Origin of the sequence: Megasphaera sp. UBA4382, assembly GCF_002391155.1 — a bacterium.
GTDB lineage: Bacteria > Bacillota > Negativicutes > Veillonellales > Megasphaeraceae > Megasphaera > Megasphaera hexanoica.
Map to the genome: position 1 here is coordinate 1 of NZ_DGRS01000070.1, position 10,401 is coordinate 10,401.

At 52.8% G+C, this 10,401-nt stretch carries 11 protein-coding genes; all 11 read right to left on the reverse strand.

From position 1 onward, the window contains the following. A partial coding sequence (locus B4H10_RS08350) for a tRNA-guanine transglycosylase (protein ID WP_292018626.1) occupies positions 1–284 on the reverse strand: 284 nt, incomplete at its 3' end. A gap of 12 nt (positions 285–296) precedes the next feature. Further along, entirely contained in the window at positions 297–1,316 is a 1,020-nt protein-coding gene (gene queA / locus B4H10_RS08355; RefSeq protein WP_059075734.1) for a tRNA preQ1(34) S-adenosylmethionine ribosyltransferase-isomerase QueA, read from the reverse strand. A gap of 23 nt (positions 1,317–1,339) precedes the next feature. Then, positions 1,340–2,578 carry a SpoIID/LytB domain-containing protein gene (locus tag B4H10_RS08360; protein WP_292018627.1) on the reverse strand — a complete coding sequence of 413 codons (1,239 nt, stop codon included), beginning with the start codon at positions 2,576–2,578 and terminating at the stop codon, positions 1,340–1,342. Positions 2,579–2,595: 17 nt separating this feature from the next. Next, entirely contained in the window at positions 2,596–2,811 is a 216-nt protein-coding gene (locus tag B4H10_RS08365) for a DUF2905 domain-containing protein (RefSeq protein ID WP_075582056.1), read from the reverse strand. An 8-nt stretch (positions 2,812–2,819) separates the two neighbouring features. After that, positions 2,820–3,851 (reverse strand): Holliday junction branch migration DNA helicase RuvB, encoded by a 1,032-nt coding sequence (gene ruvB, locus B4H10_RS08370; protein ID WP_059075731.1) that lies wholly within the window; start codon positions 3,849–3,851, stop codon positions 2,820–2,822. A gap of 3 nt (positions 3,852–3,854) precedes the next feature. Next, a complete protein-coding gene (gene ruvA / locus B4H10_RS08375) occupies positions 3,855–4,457 on the reverse strand; it encodes a Holliday junction branch migration protein RuvA (protein WP_292018628.1) in 603 nt (200 codons plus the stop codon). Further along, entirely contained in the window at positions 4,454–4,954 is a 501-nt protein-coding gene (gene ruvC, locus B4H10_RS08380) for a crossover junction endodeoxyribonuclease RuvC (protein WP_075582054.1), read from the reverse strand. Before ruvC ends, ruvA begins: the two co-directional genes overlap by 4 nt. A 432-nt stretch (positions 4,955–5,386) precedes the next feature. After that, the gene (locus B4H10_RS08385; RefSeq protein ID WP_292018629.1) at positions 5,387–6,763 is read right to left on the reverse strand and encodes an MATE family efflux transporter; all 1,377 of its coding nucleotides are present in this window, start codon (positions 6,761–6,763) and stop codon (positions 5,387–5,389) included. 165 nt (positions 6,764–6,928) lie between these two features. Next, entirely contained in the window at positions 6,929–7,273 is a 345-nt protein-coding gene (locus B4H10_RS08390) for a hypothetical protein (protein ID WP_059075727.1), read from the reverse strand. A 277-nt stretch (positions 7,274–7,550) separates the two neighbouring features. Continuing rightward, on the reverse strand, positions 7,551–8,762 hold the full coding sequence (locus B4H10_RS08395) for an ATP-binding protein (RefSeq protein WP_292018630.1): 1,212 nt from the start codon (positions 8,760–8,762) through the stop codon (positions 7,551–7,553). A gap of 722 nt (positions 8,763–9,484) precedes the next feature. Beyond that, positions 9,485–10,401, reverse strand: a 917-nt coding sequence (locus B4H10_RS08400) for a YadA-like family protein (protein ID WP_292018631.1), incomplete at its 5' end; no start/stop codon positions are given.

Consider the following 10,401-nt stretch of genomic DNA (forward strand, 5'->3'; position numbering starts at 1 on the left):
AAGCCGCCGCTGTCCGTGAGGATGGCCTGTTTCCAGTTCATGAATTTGTGCAGGCCGCCTGCTTCCTTTATGAGCTCTTCACCGGGACGCAGGAACAAGTGATAGGTATTGCTCAAAATGACCTGGGCGCCCATATCATAGAGTTCTTCCGGCGTCAGCGTCTTGACCGTGGCCTGCGTACCGACGGGCATAAACATAGGCGTCTTGAATGTGCCGTGGGGCGTGCGCAGGAGACCGGCCCGGGCACCGTCACATTCGGCCTGCAGTTCGTAGGTAATGACCATATGGTTCCTCCTCTAATGAATAAACATGGCATCGCCGAAACTGAAGAAACGGTATTTTTCCCTGACGGCAATGTCATAGGCATGGAGAATCTGTTCCCGCGTCGAAAGGGCACTGATGAGCATGAGCAGCGTCGATTCGGGAAGGTGGAAATTAGTGACCAGGGCATCGACGATATGGAAGGTAAAGCCCGGGTAGATGAAAATATTCGTCCAGCCGGAACCGGCCTTGAGCGTTCCCGTCGTGCCGGCACTTTCCAGAGTGCGGATACTCGTCGTCCCTACGGCAATGATACGCCGTCCTTCAGCTTTTGCCCGGTTGATAGCATCAGCTGCTTCGGGAGTGATGCTGTAAAATTCACTGTGCATCTGATGGTCTTCGATGTTTTCTTCTTCTACCGGACGGAATGTACCCAGGCCGACATGAAGAGTGACGAAGACTTCTTCTACGCCCTTATCGCGGATTTTCTGCAGCAGTTCATCTGTAAAATGCAGTCCTGCCGTCGGCGCCGCTGCCGATCCACGTTCGCGGGCATAGACCGTCTGGTATTCATCGGGGTCTTCCATTTTTTCATGGATATACGGTGGCAGGGGCATTTCGCCAATCTGGTCGATAATGTCGTCAAACACGCCATCATAGGTGAAATGGACGACCCGGCCGCCAAAGTCAGTGCGGTCCAGTACTTCTGCCTGCAAGCCTCCGGGAAATTCGATGGTCGTACCCGGAAGAGCCTTCTTCCCCGGTTTGACCAGCACTTCCCAGCGGTCTTCCCCGACCGGGGTCAGGAGCAGTACTTCTACCTTGCCGCCCGTCGGGACCCGTTTCCCATAGAGGCGGGCGGGAATGACTTTGGAGTCGTTGAAGACGAGGACATCGCCGGCCTGAAGTTCATCGACTAGGTCGTAAAAGTGCTTATGTTCCACAGCGCCTGTTTTTTTGTCATACAACATAAGGCGGGCATGATCCCGCGGTTCGGCCGGATGCTGGGCAATCAGTTCTTTTGGTAATTCATACGAAAAATCAGTCAGTTTCAAAATAATCCTTCCTGTCTTAGCAATCAATATAATTTTTCAAGTCTGGTACCTGTATAATAATGAGCCAGGATCGTGCGGTAATAACCGGCACTGCCGTGTTCCTGAGCCATCTGATACGCTCCGTACTGGCTCATTCCCAGTCCATGGCCCCAGCCATATCCGTAAATCGTGATAGGGACGCCGGCTTTGACGGCCATAGTCGTACTGCGGGCCGCCTTTCCTGAATCCGGATCGGGGAGAGTGCCATTTCCCTGAGCAAAATCAAAGAGGGTACTCTTCAGGCCGTATATGGACCGGAAGGCATTGCCCGTCACGCGGACTGAGCCGGCCGATCCCGTAACAGTCATGGACAGCACCCGGCCGGAAACTCCCCGGTCGGAAACGGCCATAGGCCGTCTGCCCAGCGGTGACAGTGTAATAGACTTGACCTTGCCTACACCTTTACCGGCAGCAGCGAGATTGGCTGCCAGTTTTTCCGGCGTCGTCGTCACCGCCCAGCGGTACGATGGCATTCGGCTGCTCGTATCGGAAACGCCGCGCAAATAAGGAATGTGAGAGCCCCACACGTTTTCACTGTTTTCCGTCCAGCCGCCGGCTGACGAACAGAAAAAAGCGTCAATCGGCTTGCCACCATAGGTCAGTACTTCGCCCCGCGTCGCATTGACGGCGGCGATGACCGACGGCGATTCGCCATTGATGCCTGCATAGGTCTGGCTGGATGTATCGTCGGTCATATCAAACCCGCGGCTGGCAAAATTATTCTTATGAGAAACGGCATAGGTACGCGCTGCGACGGCCTGTGCCTTGAGCGCTTCCGGATGCCATGACGGCGACATTTCCTTGCCGACGACACCGTAGAGATATTCTTCCATGGGAACGACATTCACGACGGTCAGGCCCCACCGCTGGGGCGATTTCATGACTCTCATAGCACCGCGATAGGCATAGCCGTCAGTAATCTTCACCGACCCGGAAGATGAAAGAGGGCGAACTTCGACGGCGCCAGCAGCGGCAGCGCCGCCGACGTTCACGGTATTACCCTTGAGGGCAACCTGCAAGGGCGTACGGGCGGGATATTTCTTCCACAGGGACCCGTTTTTCCAGACGCCCAGGCCGCTGTCACTGGTGAAAGCGACCGAACCGCGCCCTTCGCGGATGCCGATGCGCACAGGCTGACCCATGCCCGATGCAGCGGCCATTCCCCCAAAGGAAACGAGGCAAAAGGCGGCCGTAACAAGACACGCTATCTTTTTAAACCACATATGAAGCCGCTCCTCTCTTAATGGCGGGAAAAAAAGTTGAGAATAATAGAAAGGACGACGCTGATGACGATACAGGTCACGACGGGAAAATAAAAAGACGTATTTCCCCTGGTGAAATGGATGTCTCCCGGCAGGTGTCCGAGGAACCGGGATAGTCCCAGCTGATCCAGTCCCATCCAGGCTGCGCCGGCAATGATAAAAAAGATTCCGATGTAAATCAGTGTTTTAGCCATAGTGTCTCCTAAAAGAGTGACGTACTCTTGGCGCCGTCATCCCGTCCCGGTTCAGGCAGGCCGAGGTGACGATAGGCTGCAGCCGTCACGACCCGTCCCCGGGGCGTGCGGTTCAAAAATCCCTGCTGCATGAGAAACGGTTCATAGACATCTTCGACGGCATCGACGGACTCGCTGATTGCCGCCGCAATCGTATCGAGGCCGACGGGACCGCCGCCGAACTTCTCGATAATGACCTGCAGTACCCGCCGGTCCGTCCGGTCCAGGCCGCAACGGTCTACTTCCAGCCGGTCCAGTGCCGACGAGGCAATGTCGCTGGTAATAGCCGGTGCTCCGGCTACCTGGGCAAAATCGCGGACCCGCTTCAACAGGCGGTTGGCAATACGCGGTGTGCCCCGGCTGCGGCGGGCGATTTCCAGTGCCCCCTGTTCCTCTATTTCGATATCGAGGATCTGCGCTGTCCGGCGGATGATGAGCACCAGTTCTTCGGGCTTATAAAATTCCAGACGGCAGATGACGCCGAAGCGGTCCCGGAGAGGCGGTGCCAGCCGGCCTACCTGGGTCGTCGCACCGACGAGGGTAAACGGCGGCAGGTCGATACGCACCGACCGGGCACTGGGTCCCTTGCCGATGACAATATCGAGGGCGTAATCTTCCATGGCCGCATACAGCACTTCTTCTACGCTGTGGGACAGACGGTGGATTTCATCGATGAACAACAAGTCCCGTTCCTGCAGATTGGTCAGCAGGGCTGCCAGATCGCCGGGCCGTTCGATCGCCGGGCCGGACGTGATGCGCAGATTGACGCCCAGCTCATTGGCGATGATGCCGGCCATGGTCGTCTTGCCCAGGCCCGGCGGCCCGTACAGGAGCACGTGGTCCAGCGCTTCCTTGCGCAGTTTCGCCGCTTCAATGAATACGCGCAGATTTTCCTTGGCCTTGGTCTGGCCGATATATTCCTTTAAATAATGAGGCCGCAGACTGTACTGCCAGGAATCACCCGGCAGGTCGGCCGTCTCAATGATGCGATGTTCTTCCATCTGTTACCTCCCGCTGCCGAGACTGCGCAGAGCCGCCTTGATAAGGCTTTCTACACTATCGCAGGCAGCAGCCTGTTTCTGGATGACCGGCAGCGCTTCCTGTTCGGAATAGCCCAGTGACTGAAGAGCCGCCAGCGCTTCGGCAGCCATGCCCTGTGGCGCTGTCGTATCTTCCACAGTCACCGCCATGACATCACTGTCACCGGGCGTCCCCACCTTGTCTTTCAACTCCAGCACGAGACGGTTGGCCGTCTTCTTGCCGATGCCCGGCAGCTTCGTCAGGACACTCATATTGCTCTGGCTGATGGCCAGCCGCATCTGATCCGGCGTGACGGCTCCCAGGGCGTTTACCGCAAGTTTGGGACCGATGCCATTGACCGTGATGAGGAGCAGGAACAATTCATACTCATCCTGGGTCAGGAATCCGTAAAGGGTGATATCATTTTCACTGACACTCATATACGTATAGAGCATCGTTTCTTTGCCGATGGTCAGATTTCCCAGGGTCGGGCCGGACACGATAGCCCGGTAGCCGACGCCGTTTACATCGATGAAACAGGCATTTTCAAAAATATGAGTAATAGTACCTTTCAGATAACCGATCATAATTGGACCGTCCTTTTCAAACTCAGGGAATGACGGGAATAAATAGTATAAATCGCCATAGCCAGCGCATCGGCCGCATCATCGGGCTTGATTTTCTCCCGGATGCCGAGAAGGCGCATGGTCATATCGATGACCTGTTCCTTCGTCGCCCGCCCATAGCCGGTGACACCCTGTTTGACCTGGAGCGGGGAAAATTCCAGAATCGGGATATGGGCCTGCTGGGCCGTAAGGAGGATGATGCCCCGGGCCTGGCCGACGGTGATGGCCGTCGTGACATTGCGGTTAAAAAAGAGCTGTTCTACACCGATGACATCGGGCTTATACTTGTCGTAGAGTTCGTTCAGGCCGTCGTAGAGCATGACCAGCCGTTCGGCATCGGTATACTCCGGTGTCGTCTGTACCGTGCCGTATGTCACCGGTTTCAGCCGGCTCCCCATAGCATCGACCACGCCAAAGCCACAGATAGCCGTCCCCGGATCGATTCCCATTGCCCGCATCACTGCCGTCTCCTTTTGATGAAATACCATAGAAATAGAAATAAACAGACTAACGTTCATTATAACATGAAAGAGGCCGTTACACAAAGGGTTTCCCCTCTGTCACCGGCCTCTTTGACTCAATTTTTACACTAAGGCTGCCCGTTTTCCACTCCTGTGTTACTGCGCATGGGCCAAAGCCGCACTTCTTCCGATGCAGAGCCGGTTCAGCTGGCATAGCTGCCCATTGATGACACTGCTTGTTTCCAGATTATGAAGTCCGCTGAAAATGCCGCGTTTCACCGGTGAAAATCGAAACCTTCTATCAAATCCATATATTAATCATAAATATTGCCTGGGAGAGAACAGAACTTTTCCATCATAACCGTACCGGTCTGTTGCTTGAACTCCTTCAGGAACAGGACGGGGCGCTCCCTTGTTCCGCCATTTTCTTTAGCGGTCTGTGAGCAGCCCGAGGACGATATGCTTGCGGCACATGCGGTATACGACGGTCAGGACGACGATGGTCACGGCCCAGCTCACGGGATAGTCCAGCATGAGAGTAAAGAAGTCGCGGTGAGAGGCAAATGCCGTATAGAGCCAGAGGATACGGACACCGCAGATACCAACGAGAACGACGACAGCTGGCGGCAAGGAATAGCCGTAGCCCCGCAGGGACCCGGAGATGATGTCAATGATGCCATTGAGGTAAAACGTGCCGGCAATACAGAACAGCCGCAGCGACCCGAGCTGCACGACGACGGGATCACTGTTGAACAGGGAAATCAGCGGTTTGGAAAAAAGGAGTACCGGTGTCACCACTACCAGGAGAAACCCTCCTTCTACGGCGAAGGCCACCTTGGTGATGCGGAAACAGCGGCGCAGATTCCGTGCCCCATAATTCTGCCCGACAAAGGTCGTTGCCGCCTGACTGAATCCATTGACAAAGCAGTACATATTATTTTCTATGATGAAGGCCGCTGTCGAAGCTGCCATGGCTTCCGTCCCCAGACTATTGAGGGCCGACTGGATCAGCACATTGGAGAGGGCAAAGACCATGCCCTGCAACCCTGCCGGCAGGCCGATGCGCATGATGCGGCAGAGTTCACTGTGGGAAAAACACATATGATGCCGCTGCAGGCGGATCCGGTCGGCTGTACGACATAGTAAGACAAATAAGATGGCCGCGTTGACGGCAAAAGAAAGGACCGTCGCCACGACGACACCCGTAAGGCCCAGACCGAAAGCGGTGACAGAAAGCAGGTCGAGGACGATATTGATTGCATTGGCTGCCACCAGACTGTACAGTGGCGTCCGGCCATCACCACAGCTGCGGAACACGGCCGCTTCGAAATTATATAGGGAAAGGAACGGCAGACCCAGGAGGAAAATCCGCAGATACAATTCTGCCATAGGATACACGTCGTTCGGCACGGCGAGAATTGCAAGAGCCGGAGACACGATGAGTTCCCCTATGATCATGAGCGCCAATCCCATGCCCAGAGAAAGGAGGATAGCCGTCTGCACCGTTGCTTCCACTTTCTCATCCTTCCGGGCTCCCAGATACTGGGCAATGACGACATTGGCACCGAGGGAAATCCCCATGAGGAGCGTCACCAGAAGGCCGATGACAGGCATATTATTCCCGACGGCCGCCATAGCATCTTTCCCGACAAACCGCCCGAGGATGAAGACATCAGCACTATTAAAGAGCTGTTCAAACATGCCCATGAGGCCGACGGGCATAGCAAAGAAGAACAATTTATCGGCAATAGAACCGTGAAGCATATCCATCCCCTTGCGGGCCTGTTTCCGTTTTGTCTGTTCCATAAGGCACCTCCTTTATTCCTTTGCATTGTTTCAGTGTAGCACGTTTCGTAAGTTTCTTCCATACGGTCAGCCTGCTGTCCTATACCAGAACAGCACAAAAAAAGCTGCAACAGAAATGAATCTGTCACAGCCCTCTATACATCCTATACGTAATAGTCCGGCATATCAGATAGCGTGGAGAATGTCCAATATAGCCAGTGCAGCCGTACATGCCGGGCAGTCGCAATACTTGGCCCCTTTAGCCTGAATATCTTTGGCATGAGCCAGGAGTCCTTTAGCGCCTTCTTCGCCGAGAAGCTTTTTGGCAAAATCGGAACCGGCAAAGCCAAGCAGTTCGTCAATGGTAGATACACCATTTTTCAGAGCGTCGATATAAGCCGGAGTTTCGGCATCTTTGTCAGCGGCAGCCAGCCATTTTTCAGCAGCTGCTTTCAATTTCGGATTGCAGCTCGGTGCTGCCAGTAAATCGTTGGTCTTAGCCGTTACGGCTTCTATCGTTTTTGCGTCCATGAGTCATTCCTCCTAGTAGTAACAAAATATCGTCCTTACATTTATAAGCATATATCATCTAAGTTGTAATGTCAATAGTTACATTTTTTTATTTTGTCGGGAAGGAAGGGATAATTTGAAGGCTGGAAAAAGATAGTGGTTAGTGGTTAGTGAAAAGATAGTTTGAAGTTTGATGTTTGATGAAAAAAACGCAGGTCGGGAAGGACAGTGGTCGGTGGTTAGTGATTAGTAGGCTTTGGGCCGGTTCACTGCGTTGGAAGCCAGACGCCGCTGCACGTTAGAAGCCATCCCCCAGCAGCCAGCGGAGGACATTTTTCTTTTTGATGCCGTTGTAATCTGCTTCTGAGGGAATTTCATCCAGTGTCAGCAGGTATTTGGGATATTGATCCGGTATGGCGCGTAGCGGTTTCAATTCCCGTTCGAGCACTTCCGGGAGCAGTGTACTTTCTGCTACTTGGTAGTATTCTCTGGTTCCGGACCGTTCAACGACAAAGTCAATTTCTCCTTTGGGCAGCTGGCCAACGTATACCTTGCCTCCCCGGCGCAGTAATTCCAGGTATACGACATTTTCCAAAATGTGACCCGTGTCCCGCCCGGTATCGTTGATCAAAAGGCGACGGAAAGAGGGGTCAACCAGATAGTATTTGGCATTGATTTTCAGCAGCTGTTTTCCCCGTATATCAAATCGGTCTGCCTGATAAATGAGCATACTATCCTTCAGACCTTGTAAATATTTTTCAACGGTCTTATTATCTATTTTCCTGCCAGCACTAGTCAGGGAATTGGCAATTTTATTAGGTGAAATGAGACTGCCTATATTCGCGGCCAGAAATTTCATCAGACTCTCTATCATCATCGTATCGCCGCTTCTCATCCGCTGTAATGTATCTTTGACCAGAATTGTATTGTAAATTCCTGACAGGTATTCCTCTACGGCCTGGGAATCGTGTTGAAACTGCAGGGCATAGGGAAAAGAACTCACTCGGACATAGGCGTTATATTGTTCAGGCACCGACAGGGAATCAGGCATTCCCTGACAAAATTCCCGAAATGACAAGGGCAGCATCGACAGCTCCACATAGCGGCCTGTCAAAAGCGTCGCTAACTCACCAGACATAAAATAGGCATTGGATCCGGTGATATACACATCGGTATTCTCTTTAATAAACAGGCTGTCTACCACTTTTTCAAAAATTTTTACATGCTGTATTTCATCGAGAAAGATGTAATTCATCCTATCCGTCTGCATCCGTTCTGTAATATACTGATATAATGCATGGTATTCACACAACGGTTCATAAGCCAGGTCTTCAAAATTTATGGTAATAATTTGTTCGGGAGCCACACCATGATGCAATAAATATTGCCGGTACAAGTAAAAAATGGTAGATTTCCCACACCGGCGGACACCAGAAATCACCTTAATCAAATGATGGTTCTGATAACGCTTCAAAAAATCCAGATATTCTGGTCTGGGTATCAGTTTCATAGCAACTCCTTTCTGGAATTGTTTCCTAATTATCCTATTTTATAGTAAAAATTTGGAATTTATTCCTATCTTTATATATAATATCATGGATTTGGGCTTTATTCCAATTTTATGCAGAGGGCCGCAGGCCGGGAAGGGATAGTGGATAGTGGTCAGTGGTTAGCAGGAATGCCGGGAACCCTGTCCGTCGTGCTACGTTCCTCGGACTCAGATACTGGAACTCAGATGATAAAAGAACCCCTCTGCCGAAACTACGATATTCATATATATCTGGCAAGGTGCTACAATAGGGCACTGTGTTTCGGCATAGGCGAGGGCTCACGACTGGGGGCGCTTTGCATCGGAATCATCGGCTATGGTGTCAGATACAAGGCGGAGGAAAGAGGCGTAGCGGGGCTACGTTGATAGACGACAACGCCGTAGATGATACTATAGCCGGTGAGGCAGACAGAAGAAGTCCCCCGGCCGTGAGCCCCTACACACATTTGCGCATCGCTACGCTCCTTCAAATGCGGTTCTCTGCCTAAGTCGGCCGTTGGCGCCAGCTCCCGCTTCCCAGTGGAGCCATGCTGCACAGCCCTTCAAGCCAACATACTTTATAAGGACGCCATGCTATGCTGTTCTTCAAACCGACTAGATGTAAAACGCCCCGCATCAGAATTAGAGGGGAGCTCTTCTGATGCGGGGCGTTTTGTTTGTATCAGTCAGATAAGGTTATTCTGTTATTTGATACGGCTTTTCAGTTCTTCCAGGGCTTTCTTCAGTTCCTGGATTTCCTGATCTTGTTTCTGAATCTTCTGATCCTGCAGGGCATCGTTTGCTTTAAGCTGCTGGTTTTCTGCTACCAGCTGGGCCTTGCTGACACCGGCATAGGAATTTCCTTTGCCAATCTTGAAGCTGACGCCGGCGTTAATCATGTTTTCGCCGTTGCCAAAGTTGGTTGCCACGTTGAACATGGTATTTTCGTTGGGCTGGTAGAAAGCTCCCAGTGCTACACTGTTAGCGTTGCGGTAGTTGCCATATCCGACAGCAAAGTTCCATTTGTCATCGGGATTGAAGTCCAGCGGATGGAGCGCTGCCAGAGCCGCTGCACCGGCACCGACTTTGTTGATGCGGCTGTCCAGGTCGTTCACCCGGCCGTTCAACCGGTTGATGTTCGTGGTGTTGTTCTGTACGCTGCTTTCCACGCCCTTCAACTGGCCGTAGTTCACAGCGTCGGTATCGGCGGTACCGGCTGCCACATTGGTAATCTTGCTGCCGCCGGCGTCGATGCCGTCCTTCGTCATGGACGGACCACCGGCAATGGAGACACCATTGCTGGAAATCGTGGTATCGCCTGCGGTCACCTTATCCACGGTGATGGCCTTATTCAGGGAAACCTTATAGTTGGCCGGTTTGGTGGCATCGGTTTCGGTGTTGGCCACGGTGATGTTGGTGTCGTCGCCAACAACGGTGCCTACGCCGCCATCTTTGCCGTCCTTACCATCCTTGCCGGGAGCGCCGGTGTCACCTTTATCGCCCTTATCACCTTTGGCGCCGGTGTCACCCTTTTCGCCCTTATCACCTTTGGCGCCGGTGTCACCCTTTTCGCCCTTGGGTCCTTGTTCGCCCTGAGCGCCGGTTGCGCCGGTGTCACCTT